Annotated in this window: 13 protein-coding genes; 1 reads left to right on the forward strand and 12 read right to left on the reverse strand. The window is 61.6% G+C overall.

What is annotated here, in order from left to right; all coding sequences use genetic code 11:
- Window positions 1-61: 61 nt before the first annotated feature.
- From FXO12_RS05180 to FXO12_RS05225, 10 genes are all read right to left on the reverse strand, one after another.
- Window positions 62-1,486 carry a lipase gene (locus FXO12_RS05180; protein ID WP_057977348.1) on the reverse strand — a complete coding sequence of 475 codons (1,425 nt, stop codon included), beginning with the start codon at window positions 1,484-1,486 and terminating at the stop codon, window positions 62-64.
- A 192-nt stretch (window positions 1,487-1,678) separates the two neighbouring features.
- On the reverse strand, window positions 1,679-4,828 hold the full coding sequence (locus FXO12_RS05185) for an autotransporter serine protease (RefSeq protein ID WP_057977346.1): 3,150 nt from the start codon (window positions 4,826-4,828) through the stop codon (window positions 1,679-1,681).
- 205 nt (window positions 4,829-5,033) lie between these two features.
- A complete protein-coding gene (locus FXO12_RS05190) occupies window positions 5,034-7,991 on the reverse strand; it encodes an autotransporter serine protease (protein ID WP_057977344.1) in 2,958 nt (985 codons plus the stop codon).
- A gap of 141 nt (window positions 7,992-8,132) precedes the next feature.
- The gene (locus FXO12_RS05195) at window positions 8,133-9,473 is read right to left on the reverse strand and encodes a TolC family outer membrane protein (RefSeq protein ID WP_034127692.1); all 1,341 of its coding nucleotides are present in this window, start codon (window positions 9,471-9,473) and stop codon (window positions 8,133-8,135) included.
- 2 nt (window positions 9,474-9,475) lie between these two features.
- Window positions 9,476-10,789 carry an HlyD family type I secretion periplasmic adaptor subunit gene (locus FXO12_RS05200; protein ID WP_057977342.1) on the reverse strand — a complete coding sequence of 438 codons (1,314 nt, stop codon included), beginning with the start codon at window positions 10,787-10,789 and terminating at the stop codon, window positions 9,476-9,478.
- Window positions 10,786-12,537, reverse strand: a complete 1,752-nt coding sequence (locus FXO12_RS05205; RefSeq protein ID WP_057977340.1) for a type I secretion system permease/ATPase — start codon at window positions 12,535-12,537, stop codon at window positions 10,786-10,788. Before FXO12_RS05205 ends, FXO12_RS05200 begins: the two co-directional genes overlap by 4 nt.
- Before the next feature lie 100 nt (window positions 12,538-12,637).
- Complete coding sequence (locus FXO12_RS05210; RefSeq protein ID WP_057977338.1) at window positions 12,638-13,006, reverse strand: AprI/Inh family metalloprotease inhibitor; 369 nt, start codon at window positions 13,004-13,006, stop codon at window positions 12,638-12,640.
- A gap of 48 nt (window positions 13,007-13,054) precedes the next feature.
- The gene (locus FXO12_RS05215) at window positions 13,055-14,488 is read right to left on the reverse strand and encodes a serralysin family metalloprotease (protein ID WP_060773090.1); all 1,434 of its coding nucleotides are present in this window, start codon (window positions 14,486-14,488) and stop codon (window positions 13,055-13,057) included.
- Between the two features lie 369 nt (window positions 14,489-14,857).
- Complete coding sequence (locus FXO12_RS05220; protein ID WP_057977334.1) at window positions 14,858-15,961, reverse strand: P1 family peptidase; 1,104 nt, start codon at window positions 15,959-15,961, stop codon at window positions 14,858-14,860.
- 9 nt (window positions 15,962-15,970) lie between these two features.
- Window positions 15,971-17,335 carry an APC family permease gene (locus tag FXO12_RS05225; protein WP_034127698.1) on the reverse strand — a complete coding sequence of 455 codons (1,365 nt, stop codon included), beginning with the start codon at window positions 17,333-17,335 and terminating at the stop codon, window positions 15,971-15,973.
- A 199-nt stretch (window positions 17,336-17,534) separates the two neighbouring features.
- Here FXO12_RS05225 and FXO12_RS05230 point away from each other — a divergent pair, with 199 nt between their 5' ends.
- Entirely contained in the window at window positions 17,535-18,320 is a 786-nt protein-coding gene (locus FXO12_RS05230) for a helix-turn-helix transcriptional regulator (RefSeq protein WP_054898104.1), read from the forward strand.
- A 34-nt stretch (window positions 18,321-18,354) separates the two neighbouring features.
- Here the strand turns inward: FXO12_RS05230 and FXO12_RS05235 are convergent, their stop codons facing one another.
- Window positions 18,355-19,434 (reverse strand): polyamine ABC transporter substrate-binding protein, encoded by a 1,080-nt coding sequence (locus FXO12_RS05235; protein ID WP_034127700.1) that lies wholly within the window; start codon window positions 19,432-19,434, stop codon window positions 18,355-18,357.
- 60 nt (window positions 19,435-19,494) lie between these two features.
- The gene (locus FXO12_RS05240) at window positions 19,495-19,836 is read right to left on the reverse strand and encodes a cupin domain-containing protein (protein ID WP_057977332.1); all 342 of its coding nucleotides are present in this window, start codon (window positions 19,834-19,836) and stop codon (window positions 19,495-19,497) included.
- Between the last annotated feature and the right edge of the window lie 9 nt (window positions 19,837-19,845).

A 19,845-nucleotide genomic window follows, 5' to 3' on the forward strand; every position in this document is an offset into this window, starting at 1 on the left:
TCACCGCATGGCTGTCTCGACCGCCGCCATCGCAGGCAAGCCAGCTCCCACACCGAATACGTTAGCTGATGACTATCCCCTCCCCCGACAAACTGCTCACACCCACCAGCGTCACCGAATCCGTCCCAAAGCCAATGACGGTATCCCCGCCCACCACCTTGATGTGATCGCGGTAATCATTGCTGCCCGCCACGTCGTTGAACACCAGCTTGTCCGTCGCCTGGTAGCCGATCACCCGGTCATTGCCAAACTGCCCGCTGAACAAAAACGTGTTGTGCCCACTGCTGTCGCGGATGGTGTCATTGCCCTTGCCACCTTCGATAAAGTCCGCGCCCCTGCCGCCTTTGATCAAGTCGTCGCCGTCGCTGCCGATGATGAAGGTATTGCCCTTGTGCGCCTCGGCATTGCGGTTGAGGTCTTGCACCCAGGTGGTGGCCCGTGCCGGGTCGGACAGGTTGGCGACGATCACCGTGGAGTCGCGGGTCATCTGTTCGTAGAACCCCGAGTCGAGGATACGGGTCATGCCGTCACCGTAACCGGTGGGCAAGTGCGAAACCCAAGTGGGCAGGTTGAGGATGGAAAACGGCAGCACGTTCCACAGGGATGAGGCGTAGTGATCGTTGAAACTGACAATGTTGTCGGTGCTCGATTCGTGGGCCTTGTCGTGCACGCCCAGGGACGACAGGTTGAATGACGAGCCATCCAGGGCTCGGAATACTGGATCGTTTTCATAACCGACGTTAAGCACCTTGTCGCCGGCGCTCTGGGTCGGCGATGCGTAGGCCACGTAATTGGCGTCTTTATAAAAACCCGACCAGGTACTGTCGCTCAAGTCGGCCATGCTGTTGACCGCCATGCCACCGAGGCTGTGGCCGCTGACCACTACGTCATTGCCGCCCAGGCCCTGGGCAGTGGCGTAGTCCGCCACGTTCTTGAGCAACCCGCCAAAAGCCTCCCCCGCGTAGTTCTTGGCATAATCCTTGGGCCCGAAGGCGGCGAGCAGGTCGTTGATCACATCGCCGATGGAGTCGGTGATCACACTTTCCCGAGGCCCTGAAGTGCCGCGGAAACTGATGCCGATTTCCAGCAGCTTGCCAGCGTCATCGTACTTGCCCAGCACTTCGGCCTGAGCCGTGCCGTAGCCGAATTTTTCGCCAAAGTAGGTGCCGCGTGCATCGACCTTGCCGCTATAGCCCAGGGTACTGGCGCTTATGGGCGTCCAGCCGGCTGCTTGCACCGCCTCAAGGGCGGCTTTTTCCGAGTCGGGGTTCCAGGGGATCCCGGGGATGACCCCTTGGGCATTGCTGCCGCCAATCAGCGCGCTGACCAGGGTGGCCGGTAACCCCAGCCCGAGGCCATTGTTCTGGTAGCCGACGGCAAAGCCGTTATCCAGGTTGTGGTAGGAATACAGCGTGATCGCCATGGCATCGGCGAACAACGCCTTGGAGTCCTCGGTACCGAGGTTTTTATAGTCAAAGATACCCATTGGTAGTGCCTCTCTGTTGTTGGATTTGTAGAGAAAGCCAAAACACCTGTTATCCGTTACCACCTGTAGGAGCGAGCTTGTGTGGCGAGGGAGCTTGCTCCCGCTGGGCTGCGCAGCGGCCCCAAAAACTTGCGGGCGCTGCGCACCCGAGCGGGAGCAAGCTCCCTCGCCACAACCAACTGCACCTGGCCTTTAGAACGCCCAGTCCAGGCTCAAGCCGACGCCGTGCACCTTCTCCTTGCTGGCCAGCAGGCCGTTGTAATCGAAGTTCACCCGCGCATCCTTGCTCAATGCCAGGCTGACCCGAGCGCCGACCAACGCCGCATCGCGCACCATTGGCGCACTTTCCACCGTGAACGAAGGGCCGCCCGAGGCAAACGCCAGGTGTTGCTCCGAATCGGTGCTGCTCAGGTTGTGCTGCCAGCCCAGCGTGCCGGAGACTTCCAGTTGCTGATGGTCGTTGATATTGAAGGTCTTCAAGGCCCGCATACCCAGGGTGCTGAGCACCAGGTCACGGCTGTCGTCGCCACTTTTCAGCGCGGCGGCGTCGCCCTTCTCTTTGAAGCTGTCAGTTGCCAGGTGCACGTAGGCCAGGTTGGCGAACGGCTCCAGGGCCAGTGGTTGCAGGTTGATGCGGTACGCCGCTTCCGTGAACACCTGGGTACTGTGGGCATCGACCTTGGCTTTTTGCTTGCCGCTGACGTCGCCGTATTGCAGGTCGCGTTTGACATCGGCGCGGTGCCAGCTGTAGGTCGCGCCGCCACTCAGGCGCCAGGCGCCGATTTCATGCCCGGCATAGGCGCCGAAATGGTAGCTGTCGACCGAGGCGCGGCTGTGGGTGCCGCTGCCCATGTTCAACGACGTGTCGCTGTAACCGGCCACCAGGCCAATGCGTGTGGCCTCATCGACGGCGCCGTCCACACCGGCGAGCATGCCGCCGATAGAGGTGGTGTAGCCCGCCGTGTCGTTGCGGCTGTCGGTCTTGCCCCATGCGCCCAATGCCTTGACCCACACGTTGCCACGGCTGTCGATGGCTTGGCTGGTAGCGCCCATCTCGCCATTGCGCAGACGCTCGCCCACCGCTTCGCGTACGTAGCGGCTGTCATTGACCAGTGCGGTTTCCAGCGCCGGGTAGACTTCCCCACTCAGTTGCTGAAACGCGCCCTGGGCCGAAGCGGCCGTGGGTGCCAGCAGCAGGCTTTCATACACACCGTTGCCCGCGCCCAATTGCTCGACGGCTGCGGCCACGGCGCGCTGGTTCGGCGTGGCGGCCACACTGGCGAAGCTGTTGGTGCGTGCCACATCCAGCTGCACGCCGTTGGCGGCATAGTTCAAGGTACCGCCGACAAACAGGTAGTTGGGAACCACTGCCGCGAAGCTGCCGGTGACGCCACCTGCCGCTTGCAGGATGTTGTATTGGCGGCCGATTAGGCTTTGGGCCTGGGGCGCGCTCAACAAGGTCGGGCTGTTTTCCAGGGCCAGGGTCACGGTGCCGCCGTTGAGGGTGGCCGTGCCGCCCGCGACGATACGATCGCTGCTGGTGGGCGACAGTTCTACCGCATAGGTCGAGCCCGGTTCAAAGTTGACGTTGCCCGCCACGTTCAAGGTGCCAATGGAATTGCCCGGTGCCACAGTACCGCCGCTTTTCGCGCTCAGCGAACCGATACGCCCCGAACCACCGACCACGCCGCTCTGGCTCACGGTGACGTCGGAGGTGACCGAACCGTTGATCGCCAGCAAGCCCTGGTTGACCAGCGTCGGCCCGCTGTAGGTGTTGGCGCCGGTGAGCACCAAGGTACCGATGCCCTGCTTGGTCAGGCCGCCATGGCCCGAGATGTCGTTGCTCCACACATCGCGCCCGCAGTGCAGGTCATCGCACACACGCTGGGTGGGTTTGCCGGCATCCACCACCGCGCCGACGCCCGGCAGGTCCGCCACGAACTGGCCGCTGCCGTAGGCGCCGTCGATACGGAACTCGGCCGGGATATCCTCGGCGGTGATAAACATCCCTGGGCCGTTGACCGCCTTGCCCAGGTTGATCATGCCCCAGCCATAGAGGGAGTCGATGCCCGGCGCGCCGAGGTCGGTGGCGGTGGTCTTGAGCACGGTGGAGATCTGGTCGCCGCTCATGTACTGGAAGCGTTCCATCAGCACCGCTGCGCTGCCGGCTACGTGAGGCGCGGCCATGGATGTGCCGTTGAAGTTGGCGTAGTCGTTGGTGAGGTTGTCCAGGTTGGTGCCGTTGATGATCGAGCTGTAGATCTTGGTGCCGGGCGCCGATACGCAAAAGCTTGCCGCATAGCCACAGCGCGACGAGAAGGTGCTGATCACATAGGGGTTGGCACTTGCGGTGTCCGGGTTTTGCTGCAACGCGGCCACCGACAGCCAGTTCGGGGCAATCTCCGGCACAAAGTACGCCAGTCCGGAAATGGCATCCGGGTTGTTACGGTTGTAGTCATTACCCGCGGCGAAGATGGTCAGCACACCGCTGCGGGCCGCATCGATGGCGCCTTGATAAGCCCCCCCTGCGATTGTGCCGAGGATCGGTCGAATGGTATTGAATTGCGCCTGGGCTTCGTTGACGGTGAAATTGGGAAACGCCGGATCGCGCCCGCCCTTGGCGTACTGATCACCGATGCCAATACCCCAGCTGTTGTTGATGATGCGAGCGCCGCTGGCAACCAGCGCATCCCAACCGGCTTTGTACACCGCGCCATCGTTGCCCAGGATAATTCCGTCTTCCGGGCCCGGGTCACCGTTTTCGGCACTGATGATTTGCGCATTGAACGCCACGCCATGCATCGGCCCGCCATCGCGGTTACCCGCAGCAATCCCGCCGACATGCGTGCCGTGGTTGCCCAGCTTGCCATTGGAGCCCAGGGACGGAGTGCCGTCGTAACGGAAAGCATCTCCGGCCTTCACCGGGATATACGGGTCGGTGTATTGGCGGATGCCCTCGGTGACAATGGTCACCACTTTGTTGGGGCTGGCGAATTCCGGATGTGGCGCATACACCGGCTGGTCGAAGATCCCCAGCTTGACGCCCTTGCCGGTATAGCCGGCCGCATAGGCGGTGTCGGCGTGCACGGCACCCAGGCCCCAGTCGGCCTTGAACTCATTGCTGCGCCAGCTGGCGGCGTCGCCCAGTTTGCCGGTTTCCACATAGGGTGCAGCCTGGGCGTCGCCCAGTTTGCCGGTTTCCACATAGGGTGCAGCCTGGGCGGTCCCCAGGCTTGCCAGGCAACACAGCAACGCGCCGTATGGCACGCAGCTCAGCGCCTTGAGCGGATAGCCCGGGCGTGTGTGGATGGCGGTAGTTAACCCTGACTTGCGTTTTTTCACGGTGACCTTCCTTAGTTTTCTTATTGCACGTGTGTAAATCACTTTCTCCAGAACACCGCCGCTGATCGTTCCCATGCTCCGCGTGGGAATGCGGCCCCGGACGCTCTGCGTCCCAAAGCGTGACGCGGAGCGTTACAAGAGGCGTTACCACGCGGAGCGTGGGAACGATCAGCGGAGCGTGGGAACGATCAGGCTCGCGGTGTCTTCAGAACTGCCAGTTCAGGCTCAAGCCCACGCCCTGGGTTTTCGCGCGCCCACCCAGTTGGCCGTTGTAGTCCAGGTTGACCCGTGTCGATGCATTCAGCGCCAGGCTGGCCTGCACGCCCACCAGGGCGGCATCGCGCAGCAACGGTGCACTGCGCACCGCAAATGAAGGCCCGCCGGCGACAAACGCCAGGTGCTCCTCTGACTCCACCGCCGTCAGGCTGTGTTGCCAGCCCAACGAACCGGACAGGTCCAGTTGCTGGTGGTCATTGAGGGCCAGGGTTTTCAGGGCACGCACGCCAAGGGTGCTGAGCACTGCATCACGCCGGTCGCTGCCGCGTTCCAGGGCAGCGGCGTCGCCTTTTTCGTGGAAGGACTCGCTGTTCAGATGCACATAGGCCAGGTTGGCGAACGGCTCCAGGGCCACCGCTTGCAGGCGGATGCGGTACGCGGCTTCGGAGAAGATTTGCGCCGTGGTCGCGTCCAGCTTGGTTTTTTGCTTGCCGCTGACATCACCCCATTGCAGGTCGCGCTTCACGTCGCCGCGATGCCAGCTGTAGGCACCGCCGACGCTCAGGCGCCAGTCACCCAGCTCGCGCCCGGCGTACGCGCCAAAGTGGTAGCTGTCGATGGACGCCGATGAATGGGTACCGCTGCCCATATTCAGCGAGCTGTCGCTGTAGCCGGCGACCACACCCACGCGGGTCTGCTCATCCAGCGCGCCATCCACGCCGGCCAACAGGCCATCGATAGAGGTGGTGGAACCCGCCGTTTCAGTGCGGCTGTCGGTCTTGCCCCAGGCGCCCAGCGCCTTGAGCCACAGGTTGCTTTCACCGGTCACTGGCACATGGCGCAGGCGCTCGCCCACGGCATTACGCAGTTGCAGGCTGTCGTTGATCAGCATCGCACCCACGGCGGGGTAGATTTCCCCGGACAGTTGCTGCAAACCCTGCTGGGCGGTGGCGGCTGACTGCGACTGCAGCAGGCTTTCATACACTGGGTTGCCAGCGCCCAATTGCTCGGCCGCCGCCGCAACGTTGCGCTGGTTGCGGGTGGCGCCGACGCTGGCGAAGCTGGCGCCATTGCGCCCAACATTCAGTTGCACGGCATTGGCGGCGTAGTCGAGGGTGCCACCGAGGAACAGGTAGTTGGGCAGCACTTGCCCGAACTGGCCCTGGATACCGCCCGCCGCCTCGAGAATCGAGTACTGCCGGCCAATCAGGCTTTGGGCCTGGCTCTGGCTGAGCAACGTGGGGCTGTTTTCCAGCGCCAAGGTGACGGTGCCGCCGCCCAAGACCGCCTTGCCGCCCGCGACAATACGGTCGCTGCTGGTAGGCGTCAGTTCCACTGCATAGGTCGAGCCCGCGCCGAGGTTCACATCTCCCGCTACCTGCAAGGTGCCCACGGAATTGCCCGGGGCCACACGGCCGCCGTTGTTTACCGACAACGCGGCGATACGCCCGGAACCGCCGAGGGTGCCGCTGTCATTCACCGTCACTGCCGAAGCCAGCGAGCCATTGACGGCCAACAGACCGCCGTTCACGAGGGTCGCACCGCGATAGGTGCTGTCGCCGCTGAGCACCAGGCTGCCGGCACCGGCCTTGATCAGGCTGCCCTCGTACACGCGGTTGGCAGCGGCCTGGTCGCGGGCGCTGCCAATGGCGTAATCGGTCTGGTCCTGCTGGCTGGCAGTGGCGCCCACACCGTTTTGCCAGCCCTTGTCGATCAGGGTTTGCTGCCAGGCAGTGTGTTCGGCGCGGTCCTCGGCCTGGCGCTGAAGCAGCGCCTGGTCGGAGATGCCATTGCTCCAAACATCGCCCTGCCCGGCGGCCAGGTTCACCTCCATAGGCCCGAGCAATTGCCCCGGGCCATGCATCGCCCGGCCCAGGTCAGGCACACCCCAGCCGACAATCGCATTGGGCGCCTGGGTGATCGAGCCGTCGAGCTGCGTGGCGGTGGTCAGCAGCACCTGCAAGGCTTGCTCGTTGGTCATGTAGGGATAACGTTCCATCACCAGCGCCAACGCGCCGGTGGCATGGGGCGCTGCCATCGAGGTGCCGGACTTGACCCCGTAACCACCGTCAGGAATGGTGCTGTTGATCAGCGCGCCGGGGGTAGAAATACACCAGTACTTGGCAATGCCGCACTTGTTGTATTTCTGGTTATTGGCCTTGTCCAGCCCAGACACGGCAAGCCAGTGGCCTTCCAGTTCCGGCTGGAAATACGGCAAGGCCGAGCGCACGCTCGCGTTGGCATAGCCGCTGTTGCCGGCGCTGAACACATTGATCACGCCAGCCTTGGCCACGTCCGCTGCCGCGTCCAGCCAGGTGCCACGGTTGTAATGCTGGGCATACGCCGCGTGCATGTTGTCCAGGGTCTGGTAGCTGACGTCCTTGGGCTGGCTGCCCCAGCTGTTGTTGATGGCGCGCACGCCGGAGTCCACCAAAGCGGTGTACACGGTCTTGAAGTATTTGGGGTCAGGGGTGGGGCCGAACAGGAAGCTGTCGTTGGCGTTGGTGTTGCCCACAAAAACTTGCGCGTTGTAGGCCACGCCATGCATGCCCACGCCGTCGCGGGCGGCGCCCATGGTGCCGGTGACGTGGGTGCCGTGGGAATCATTGTTCGGGTTGAGCGCGCCCGTGGTGGTGAAGGCGCTGCCATCGACATAGGTGCCAGTGGCAGTGACCGGGTGGAAACGGTCTTTGGAGGCTTCGGGGTGATTGGCATCGAACCCTGAGTCCAGCGCGCCGATTTTCACGCCTTGGCCGCTGATCCCGGCGGCGTAGGCTTCATCGGCTTTCATGCGGCCCAGGCCCCAGTCGCTCTGGTACTCGGCCGAGCGCCAACTGGCGGGGTTACCCGGCTGGCCGGTCTCGGTGTATTGCGCCTGTGCCGCAACGGACAGCAAGAGCAAGGAACCTGCGGTGAAGGGTTTGAAACGCGGTGAATCGGTGATCATGTGCACACTCCCTATTATTGTTATTCCCTGCCCTGTGGCGAGGGAGCTTGCTCCGCTGGAGTGCGAAGCGCTCCCTAAAAAAGCCGGCTCCAGCTTCGCTGTCGAGCGGGAGCAAGCGCCCTCGCCACAAAACACGCGCTCCTACAGTTTTCCATCCGGGCCGAAGGCTTCGTCCACTTTGGCCAAGTCGGTATCGCGCAAGTTGCCCGCGTAGTAGTGCAATTTGGTCCAGGCCATCAAGTAGTCATAACGTGCCTGGGCCAGGTCGCGGCGGGTGCTGTACAACTGCTGTTCGGCGTTCAGTGCGTCGAGGTTGACGCGCTCGCCGCCGAGAATGCTTTGCTTGGTCGACACCACCAGCGCCTCCGCGGATGCCAGCGCTTTCTGATAGGCGCGCAACTTGCTCACGCCTGACAAGCACGCGCTGAACTGGCGACGCAGTTCGATCAGGGTTTCGCGGGTCTTGCCCTCCAGCTCGTACTCGGCCTGCTCCATCGCGCGGCTGGCCTGGCGGGTGGAAGCCGAGATACCGCCACCGGCATACAGCGGCATGCTCACTTCGACGCCGATGGTGTTGGTGTCGTAGCGTTGGTTATAGGTGTTGCCGCTGTCGGACTCCTGTTTGCGCGAGGTGGCATACGCGGTGATTCGCGGCAAATGCCCGGCGCGGTTGCGTTCCACTTCATAGCGCGCCACTTCCAGGGACTGGCGCTGCGAAGCCAGCACCGGGTTGTTGGTGAGTGCCAACTCATGCCAGGTGTCGTAGTTGGCCGGGGTCAGGGTGAACGCGGCGAAGCTCTGGTTCAGGGGGGCCAGGTCGCTGATGTTGACGCTTTGCACGCCGATCAACGCGCCCAGTTCCCGGAGCGAGGCGTCCTGCTCATCCAGGGCCTGGATCTCTTCGGCGGTGGCCAGCTCATAGCGCGACTCGGCTTCCAGGATATCGGTGCGAGTGCCCTCGCCTTGCTGGAACAGATGCCGGTTCTGCTGGAACTGTTGTTCGAACGCCTTCTTCTTGGCCCTGGCGATGTCGATCTGGTCCTGGGCAAAGAGCGCCTGGGTGTAATAGCTCAACACCCGCACCAGCAACGCCTGGCTCTTGTCGCGAAAGCTTTCATCGGCAAACAGCGCCTGGGCTACGCCCTTGCGGTAGTTGGCATAGGCTTCGTAGTCGAACAGCGGCTGTTGCAGGCTGAAGGTCGAGCCGTAGCTGTTGTAGTTGCGGTCGTCGCGGTAACTGCCGCCGCGCCCGTCAGGCAGGTGCGCTTCGGAGTTGTTGCGGCCCTTGTTGTAGTTGTAGGACAACCGCGGCAGCAAGCCGGCGCGGCCAATGGTACGGTTTTCCAGGCCGGCGTCGCGCTCCTTGATGGCGCCCAGGAACACCGGGTCGTTGCGCAGCGCCTGCTCGTATACATCGAAGGGCCCCATCGCGGCCTGGGCACTGCCACACACCAGCAACAGCGAAATGAACACTGGCTTCATGCTCATTCCTCGGTCAACGCGGAGCCGGCGCGATCCAGCAGCGGCTTGAACAGATAGTTGAGCAGCGAACGCTCGCCAGTGCGCACGAACATCTCGGCGGGCATGCCGGGCTTGATCACCAGGCCGTTGAGTTTTTCCATCGCCGCTTCGCTGACGCTGGTGCGCAGCACGTAATACGGCGCCCCGGTTTTTTCATCGAGCATCTGGTCGGCGGAGATCAGGCTGACTTCACCCGGCACCCGTGGCGTGCGGCTCTGGTTGAAGGCGGTGAAGAGGATGTCGACCGGCAAGTGTGTGCCGACCTTGTCCACCAGGTGCACGGGCAAATGCCCTTCCACTTCCAGACGTGTGCCCTGGGGCACGATCTCCAGCAGGGTTTCACCGGCACGCACCACGGCGCCTTCGGTATGCACGCTGAGGTTGACCGCAATGCCATCGGCCGGCGCGTTGATTTCGCTATGCTGCAGATTGAAGCCGGCGGAGGTCAGTTGTTGCTCAAGGGTCAGGGCGCGCAGTTGCGCGTCGGCCAGTTGGCTGCGCACTTCCTTCTGATACTCCTCGCCGTGTTGCTGCAACTTGAGCCGCGACTCGACAATGCCCTGCTCTATCCGGCCGCTTTCCCCGGCGTTTTGCGCCAGGTCCTGCTGCACCTGGGACAACTGGCGCTGATAGTCCATCAGCCGGTTGCGCGGGATATAGCCGTTGTCGGCCAAAGGTTGCAGGTTGCTCAGTTGCGCGCGCAGGGATTGGGCCTGGGCGGTCAAGTCACTGCGGGCACGGCGCATACCGCTCAACTGTGACGTGGCGCCTTCGATGCTGGCGCGGATCCCGGCTTGTTCACGGGCAAACGCGTCGCGGCGGCTGCTGAACAACTGGCGCTGACCTTCCAGAACCAGCATCAGGGCCGAATCGGGATTGGCGCTCAGCTCAGCAGGAAAGGTAATACCGGGCAGGTTGTCACGCTCGCTCTGCCAGCGCGCCACGCTGGCCCAGGCCATGCGGTACTGGGCTTGCAGCGATTGCACATCGGCCTGGTTCTGGGTCTGGTCAAGACGGAACAGCGGCTGGCCTTGCTTGACCATTTCGCCCTCTTTTACCAGGATGCGGCTGACCACACCGGGGCTGAAGGTTTGTACCGCCTTACGCTTGCCCGACACCACCACGGTGCCTTGTACCGGGATGCCCTGGTCCAACGGTGCAAGGCTGGCCCAGAGGAAAAACCCACCGGCACCAACAATGGTGATCACCCAGCCCATTTTTACGAAAAAGCCGGCATCGCGTTCTTTGATTTGAGGTTCAACGGTAAGGCTGCTCATGCGCCTGGATTCCTTCCGGCCTGGTACTGACGACTGAAACTGACACCGGTTTTTTCTTTCGGAGCTTCCTGCTGCCCGGACAACGCCCGCAGCACCTCTTGGCTGGGCCCGAACGCTTGCAGTTGGCCTTCGCCGAGCACCAGCAATTTGTCGGCCTGGGCCAATGCCGAGGAGCGATGGGTGACCAGCACCACGCTGCTGCCCTGGGCTTTCATCTGCATGATGGCGCTGGCCAATGCGGCTTCGCCGACGGTGTCGAGGTTGGAGTTGGGTTCGTCCAGCACGATCAGCCGCGGCCCGCCGTACAGGGCGCGGGCCAGGGCGACCCGTTGTTTCTGGCCGCCGGACAAGCCACCGCCGTTGTCGCCCAGCACGGTGTCGTAGCCCCGGGGCAGGCGCAGGATCAGTTCATGCACACCGGCCTGTTGCGCGGCCTTGACCACCAGCTCCGGGTCGGCCTCGCGAAAGCGCGCGATGTTGTCGGCGATGCTGCCGCTGAACAGCTCAATGTCCTGGGGCAAATAGCCGATATGCGGGCCGAGGTCGTCGCGGTTCCAACGGTGAATATCCGCGCCGTCCAGGCGCACGGTACCGGCCAGGGTCGGCCATACGCCCACCAGCACGCGAGCCAGGGTGGACTTGCCGGAGCCCGACGCACCCAGCACGCCCAGCACTTCACCGGCAGCCAGGTTGAAGCTGACCTGATGCAGGGTCGCCATGCGTCGCCCCGGCGGGCCGGCGCTGACCTGCTCGAAACTGACCTGGCCGTGGGGCGCAGGCAAAGCCATGTGCTCGACCTCTGGCGGGAATTCGCGCAGCAGTTCGTCGAGGCGCTGGTAGGCCAGCTTGGCCGAGCTCCATTGCTTCCACACTGCAATCAATTGGTCGATGGGGCTGAGTACGCGGCCCATCAAGATGGAGCCTGCGATCATCATCCCGGCGGTCATGTCGCCCTTGATCACCAGGTAGGCGCCCAGGCCCAGCACCAAGGATTGCAGGCACAGGCGCAGGGATTTGCTCAACGAGGTGATGATCGAACCGGTGTCGCTAGCCTTGTTCTGCAACCCCAAGAACTGCGAATGCACGCCAAACCAGCGTTGGCGCAGCGCACCAAGCATGCCCATGGCCTGGATGCTTTCGGCGTTGTGCAAATGGCTGGTGGCCAGTTGGGTCGACTGCTGCGAAAAACCGCTGGCCTCGCCCAATGGCTTTTTGGTCAGGTATTCGTTAAGGCACGCCAGGCCAATCAACAGTACCGCGCCGGCCGTGGCCAGCACGCCGAGCCACACGTTGAACAGGAAAATCACGAACAGGTAGATCGGGAACCATGGCGCATCAAAGAATGCGAACAGCGCAGGCCCCGTGATGAATTGGCGCAAAGCGGTCAGGTCGCCCAAGGATTGCCCGGCATGCCCCTGGCCACGCTGCAAGTTGCGCTCGAAGGCGGCCTTGTACACGCGCAAGTTGAAACGTCGCTCCAACTGGCTGCCAATGCGGATCACGATGAAGCTGCGCACCACTTCCAGCAGGCCGATAAACGCAAAGAAGCCCACGACCATCAGCGTCAACATCACCAGGGTGGTTTCATTCTGGGAGGACAGCACACGGTCATACACTTGCAGCATGTAAATCGAGGGCACCAGCATTAACAGGTTAATCAATGCCGTGAAACAGCCAACGCTGATCAAAATACTCTTGTATTCACCCAGCGCCCTGAATAAGGGCGCCACCCCATGGGACTTCGCCATATTAATTGTTTTTCCTTGCAGCGAATTACGCAAAAGGGTCTCCCCTACCAAGTAGGGTACGGCCGCCTAACAAATCGAGTTATATGCTTATAACTTTTAATTAAGGTTTACGTTGCAGCGTTACAACTTCGCCAGCTTTAGTGCGGGCTTGATAGTCGCCCTCTTTCTGGCGATTCAAATGGGTGATCCCTGAGCCATCAGCGTTAAACAGCCAGATACCATCCGGGGTGGGCGACCACGTCAGCGGCTTGTCGCCCAGCCATTGCTCGGCACAGGCGATATCGCCTTCCAAGACGTTGGCTTGCTCCACTAACTTGAGCGCGCACACCTGATCCTGCTGCTTCAGTTCCCACTGCCCGGCAAGCTGCGCGGAAGTGGGTAATACAAGACTGCTAGCCATTGCGTGGGCTCCTGCCGACACGAACAACACCTGCACAACACAGGCGATCAAAGGGGAAAAACGTGGCATATCCAACTCCAGCCTGGAGCGCGGCGCCGAAGCGCCGCGCGCTTTACATCAGGCTACGATGTCACTGGCAGCCGCTTGGCCAACGGTGGTGACGAGGAAATCCGCCACGCCGTGCCCGGAGAAGTCCACCGCCAAGGTGCCCAGATTGGTACCTGAGGCATAGGTCAGTACAGCATCGCCGGCATGCCCGGTAAATGCGTTGACAAAGGTCACGCCCGCACCCTTGGTGATACCGGACAGGTCGATCTTGTCCGAACCGGAGGTGAAGTCGAAGATCTTGTCCGCAGCCCCTGGCTTGGAGTCGGAACTGGCACCGTACACGAAAGTGTCGCTGCCAGCGCCGCCCCATAGCTGGTCTGCACCGCCGCCGCCGTAGATGAGGTCGTTGCCGGCCCCGCCCTTGATGGTGTTGGCAACCTGGTTACCAATGATCAGGTCGTTACCCGAACCGCCGAACGCGTTCTCGATGGTGACGCCCTTGGCGATGGACACGTTGCCCACCAGGCCGCCCACATCAGAGAACGAGGTGGCAGTGAGGTTGATCTTCTGGTTCTGGGTGAAACCGGAGAAGTCCAGGGTGTCGTTGCCGCCACCGTCCCATACCGAAAACACCAGCTTGTCAGCATTGGAGCTGGCGCTGAGGAAATCACGCCCGGTGTTGGAGTTGAACCCGTAGGTGGTGTCGGTGGCGCGGGTGTTGAGGTTGGCACCGTAGAGCTTCTGGATCGCGGCGATATCGTCGATCAGCGGGCCGGAAGCGTAAGCCTCGACGCCGCCCTTGCTGAAGTTCTGGTTGGTGTTGCTCTCGCTCCAGTAACTCATGAGGCTATAGCCACGCGTGTCCTGTCCATAGGTTGCGTCGTTATAGGTCGGGTTGCCGTTCCCGGCGTTGTAGTCGCCAGGGTGAGCCAGGCCCAGGGTGTGGCCGATTTCGTGGGTCAGGGTCTGCCGGCCATAGTTGTTCAGGTCCGGGGTCTTGTTCGGCGTGTAGCTATTGTTGGTCAGGTACCACGAAGTGCCGTCGTAGCCTGCACCGGTACCGGGCAGGTAAGCGAAGGCCGCGGCGCCGTCCTGGCCGCTGCTGTAGTTGCCGAAGGTCATGTGGCCGTCACCGCCGGAAGCCTTTTCGGTAAAGGTCACGTTGGCAACATCCGCCCAGGATTGCATGGCCAGTGCGGCCTGTGCTTTCTGCTGGGTGTTGAATTGGCTGAACCCGGAGATGCCATGTTTGTTCATGGTGCTCTGGGTAGCCGAGGTGAGGAAGGTGTAGGTCAGATCGATCTTGCCGTTACCATCAAAGTCCCGGTACGCAGCACCATCCCGCAGCAGCTGGGTCGCTGCCTGGTCCACGGTGTAGGACGGTTTGCCATTGACCGTGAGGTTACCGCCACGGTCATACAAATGGCTGAAGCTATCGATTTGCGAGTAAGCAGTGCTGGCTTGCGCGGCAGATACAATAGCCTTGTCTTTTACTTTTGACATAAACGTACTTCCTTGTTTGCAAGTGCATCAGTCTTTGTTCGATAGGAACCTCGCGGGCGAGGATAGTCCTATCACTCACCTCTTTTGAAGGCGTAAGAAAACTGACACAACTTGAAATCTTTCGTCTACATCTATTTCCATCGCACAATTGTGACGCAGGTTCAAGTTGCAGAAGTCCCACGCAGTGTTTATTGGGGGCCGTTGCGTTTATGTGGCCGAATCGGCGCACACCACTATTTAAATATTAAATACAAGTAAAGCCGCTCTAAGCGAACGGCTCACTTGATTAATGGATCCAATATATTGTCACGGTGTCATTAGCAACATTAAAGAGCCACTATTCGCACTATTAAAGTGCGCTGTCCCCCATTACCGGGACATACTCCAGCCACACTGTTGCAGGGCTGCCAAGAGGGTTTCGCCAGCCAGGCCCGGCACCTCGACACCGTCTTGGGTGGTCATGTCTTCACCTGCCAGAATGGCGTTGATGATCGCCTCCTCCACCGCCTCTGCCGCCGCGCTGAACAGCGGCGAAATATGGTCGTTGTTGACCATCTGCAACCCGGTGCTGAGGGGCAGGTCCTTGCGACCATAGTCGGCCGGTGGCAAATCACGGTTACCGGTGGCAAACGCCAGGAACAGGTCGCCGCTGGAATCCTCGGTACCGCCACCGGTGCGCGCAATGCCGATGGACGCGCGCTGCGCCAGGCGCTGGCATTGGTGGGGCAGCAAGGGAGCGTCCGTGGCGATGATCACCACGATGGAGCCCATGCCAGGGGTGCCTCGCTCGGCAAAGGGCGAAGCAATGCCCATCAAGTGACGGCCCACCGGGTAGCTATCGACCCGCAGCTCCTGGCGCTTGCCATGGTTGGCCTGCACCAGTACGCCGACAGTCCAGCCGCCCTGCTCTGCTGGCAACCGCCGTGACGCCGTGCCGATGCCGCCCTTGAACTCGTGGCAAATCATGCCGGTACCACCGCCCACCGCGCCTTCCTGCACCGGGCCGCTTTCGGCCTGGTCCAGAGCCTGGCGCACATGCTCTGGGCGCACGTGCTGGCCCCAGATATCGTTGAGCAGGCCATCGTAGGTTTCCATGACCACCGGCATGCACCAGTACACCGCAGGGTCCGCCAGGCGCTCGCGCTCCAGGGCGATCAGGCTGTCGCGCACCACCCCGATACTGTGGGTGTTGGTGATGGCCATCGGCGTGGTCAACAGCCCCGCCTCGCTGATCCACTCAAGGCCCGTGGCGTCGCCGTTACCGTTGAGCACGTGGTAGCCGGCAAAACACGGTTGCTGCCGCGCTTCCCCGGCTCGCGGCTGGACCAGCGTGACGCCGGTGCGCACCTGCTTACCGTCCACACAGGCCTTGATCGTCGAGTGACCGACGCGAACCCCGGGAACATCGGTGATGGCATTCAATTCGCCGGGCATGCCCAACCCCAACGTAATGCCCAATTGACGTGCACGCATACCCACTCCTTACAGTTTCTGGAACGCCGGACTCAACCGGCCACTGATGCAATACAAGATCACCGACAGGGCCAGCAAGCCGATGATAATCATGATGTCGCGTACCGAGGCCTCCAGGATCAAGGTGACCAGCAGGTAACCCGCACCCAGTACCGCCAGCAATGCCGGCAGCGGCCATAACGGCATGCGATAGGGATGCTCGCGATCACGCAGCAGCACCCGGCTCATCAGCGCGCTCAGCGCCACCACCAGGTACACCAGCATAATCAGCAGCACGCTGAACGAGGTCAGGTCGGCCAGGTTAGAACTGAAGCTCAACAGCGCCGAGGGTATCGCCAGGAACAGCGTCGCCAGCCACGGCGAGTCCCAGCGCGGGTGAATACGCGTGAACAGCTTGTTGATGCTCGGCGTCCACAGCGCATCGCGACCGCTGCTGAACACCACGCGGCCAATCTGGATCACGATGGCAACGATGGCGTTGAACACCGACAGGAAAATCCCGGCACTCACCAGCCGCGACAAGGTTTCATTGCCATGACTGGTCAACAGATAGCCGATCGGGTCGGGGCTGCTGATCATTGCGCTCAGGGACGGCGCGCCGATCAACAGCGCAGTGATCGGCACCAACTCGATGACCACCACCAACCCCAACGACCATAGCACCGCCTTGTGCACGCCCTTGCCGCCGCACTTCATGTCTTCGGCCAGCAACACCGCCGGGCCGTAGCCGTTGAACGAGAACAGGCCGATGCCGACGGCGCCGATCACCAAGGCCCAGGGCGCCAGGTGCAACACGCCGTTTTCGACGATCTGCGGCTGCAACAACACACTGGCCGGTTGCACCGGGTTACCGAAGCCGATCACCACAATCACCAGCAACGCCGCCACTTCCAATAGCAGGCAGGTGCCGGTGATCCAGGCGTTGAGCTTGATGTTGAGGATGCCCAGGGCGTAGCTGCACACCACGATCACCAGGGCGACGGTTTGCGAATCGAATGTCGTGCCGAGGGCGTTATTCAGGTAAGTCGCCGCACCGGTCGCCAATACCGGCGGGATAAACAGCAACATCACCAACACCGTCAGGAAGGTGGCGTAACCGGCCATGCCACCAAACACGCGCTTGGCATACACATACTCGCCGCCGGCGCTGTTATGGGCGCGGCCGAGTTCGGCGTAACAGAAGGCGAACATCAACGCGAGCAACGCCGCCATCACAAACGCCAGGAACACGCCACTGCCCGCCTGCTGGATGGCAAACGGGGCGATCACGAAGACGGAACTGGCCGGCGTTACCGCTGAAACGGTAATTGCCACGACATCAAAGACGCTCAGGGTGGGCTTGAGCACGCCATCGGGCGCGGGGGTGGCACTCATATCGTTATCCTCTGTCGTTGTTTTTGGTGTGAGGCAGAAACGAAAAATGATTGTTCCTCGGGATATGCTTCCCGTTGGACAGTGTCGACGTTATCGGCTGGTGGGGCTGCCGGCCAATTCCCCTATTGGCGTACTCCCCTTGACGGTGCCCTGCAGAAGCCTAACCCTTGGCCGATCATTTGAGGGTGGGGATGTTGAGATGAGCCTGTTCCGGGAAATCGGTATGCATGCGGGGTTGGGCCGCACCCTGTCACAGATCGGCACCGAGCGGTTCTGGAAGCAACTGGTGCTGTTATTGCACCAGTGCCTGCCCTTCGATAATGCCCTGGCGATTTTCTACCCGCTGGATGGCCCGCCCCAGGCCCTGGAGGAGTACGACGCCCAACCCAGCAGCAAGCCGGCGTCGATGCTGGTGTACCTCAACGGCCTGTACCTGCTCGACCCGTTTTACCAGGCTTGCCGCGAAAACTATGCCAGCGGCGTATACCGCCTGGAGGAAGTGGCGCCGGACCATTTTCGCCAGAGTGAGTACTTCCTCAATTACTTCCACGACAATGTGCTGGAAGACGAAGTGCAAGTGATCCTGCAACTGCCCGGCGTGGGCACGCTGTCGCTGTCGCTGGGCATGCAGCGGCGCTTCAGCTTCGAAGAAACCGGGCTGTTGACCACGCTGTCGGCGTGGGTGTTGCCGCTCATGCACCAGCATTGGCAGCAAAGCACCCAGCGGGCACCGGCCATGGACAGCCAGATTCGCGATGCCCTGAGTCATTTCGGCAGCGGTGTGCTGTCGGACCGCGAGCTGGAAATCGCCCGGCTGGTGTTGCGAGGGTTCTCCTCCAAGGCCATGGCCGAACGCTTGAAGATCTCGCCGGACACCGTAAAAGTGCACCGCAGGCATCTGTACGCCAAGCTGGACATTTCGTCGCAGCCCGAGTTGTTTTCACTATTCATCCAGTCATTGGGGCATGACCTGGAGAACCCATAAACCTCATTCGAGCTGAAAGCGTGGTTGGCGCCTGTCAACGCCCCGTCCGTATGGTATTCCATACCCGAGTACGCACCCGGTCGATATTCAACGGCATGGCTTGCAGTGCAAACAGCTTGCCCATCATCTCCGGGCTCGGATACACCTTGGTGTCGGCCTTGATCGCCGGGTCTACCAGGCTGTCGGCCGCCGCGTTGCCGTTAGCGTAGTGCACGTAGTTGGTGACACTCGCCATCACGTCGGGGCGCAGCAGATAGTTCATGAAGGCATAGCCGGCTTTCTCATCCGGCGCGTCGGCGGGCATGGCGACCATGTCAAACCAGATCGCCGCGCCTTCCTTGGGAATGTTGTAGCCGATATTCACGCCGTTCCTGGCTTCCTTGGCGCGGCTTTCGGCCTGCAGGATGTCGCCGGAGAAACCGACGGCTACACAGATATCGCCATTGGCCAGGTCGGCGGTGTATTTCGAGGAATGAAAATACGCCACGTAAGGCCGCACTTGCATCAGCAGGGCTTCGGCCTTCTTGTAGTCCTCGGCTTTTTTGCTGTGGTGCGGCAAGCCCAGGTAATTGAGCGCGGCCGGCAGCAATTCGGGGCCGTTGTCGAGGATGGCGACCCCGCACTTTTGCAGCTTGGCCATGTTTTCCGGCTTGAAGATCAAGTCCCAGGAGTCCACCGGGGCGTTGTCGCCGAGTACCGCCTTGACCTTGTCGATGTTGTAGCCAATGCCGGTGCTGCCCCACAGGTACGGAAAGCCGTGAGCATTGCCAGGGTCGTTGTTTTCTACGGCCTTGAGCAGCACCGGGTTGAGATTTTTCCAGTTGGGCAGCTGGCTCTTGTCGAGCTTTTTAAGGGCGCCGCCCTGGATCTGCCGAGCCATGAAATGGTTGGAGGGAAACACCACGTCGTAACCCGATTTACCGGTCATCAGCTTGCCATCGAGGGTTTCGTTGCTGTCGTACAGGTCATAGGTGAAACCGATGCCGGTGTCTTTCTGGAAATTCCTGGTGGTGTCCGGTGCGATGTAGTCCGACCAGTTATAGATCTTCACGGTCTCGGCAGCCTGGCTGATAGTAGCCAGCAACATCAAGGGCAACAGGGCAATGGCTTTCATGGTTCGATTTCCTGGCGGTTTTAGGGCTGTTTTTATGGCAGGCGATCAAGGATCAAAGCGTTACAGAATCAGGACGTAGGTCTTGCGCACGGTTTCCTGGATGTCCCAGATACCGGTGCTATTGGCTGGCAACATCAGTGCGTCACCGGCTTGTATGTGCAGGGTTTCCCCGTTGTCGGGCGTGAAGGTGCAGCGCCCCTGGATGAAATGGCAAAACTCCTGGGACGTGATCTGCCGACGCCAGCGCCCCGGGGTGCAGGTCCAGATGCCGGTCTCGACCCCGTCGTTGCGCTCCACGCTCAGGGTCGAGGCCACGGCGATGGGCGCGCCCAGGGGCACCGCCACCGGTGATGAATCTGGCAGAGCGGTGTTCAGCGTGTCTTTGAATTGCGTGATGCTCATGGGTTTTCC

The organism is Pseudomonas sp. J380, assembly GCF_009827115.1.
Classification (GTDB): domain Bacteria; phylum Pseudomonadota; class Gammaproteobacteria; order Pseudomonadales; family Pseudomonadaceae; genus Aquipseudomonas; species Aquipseudomonas paracarnis.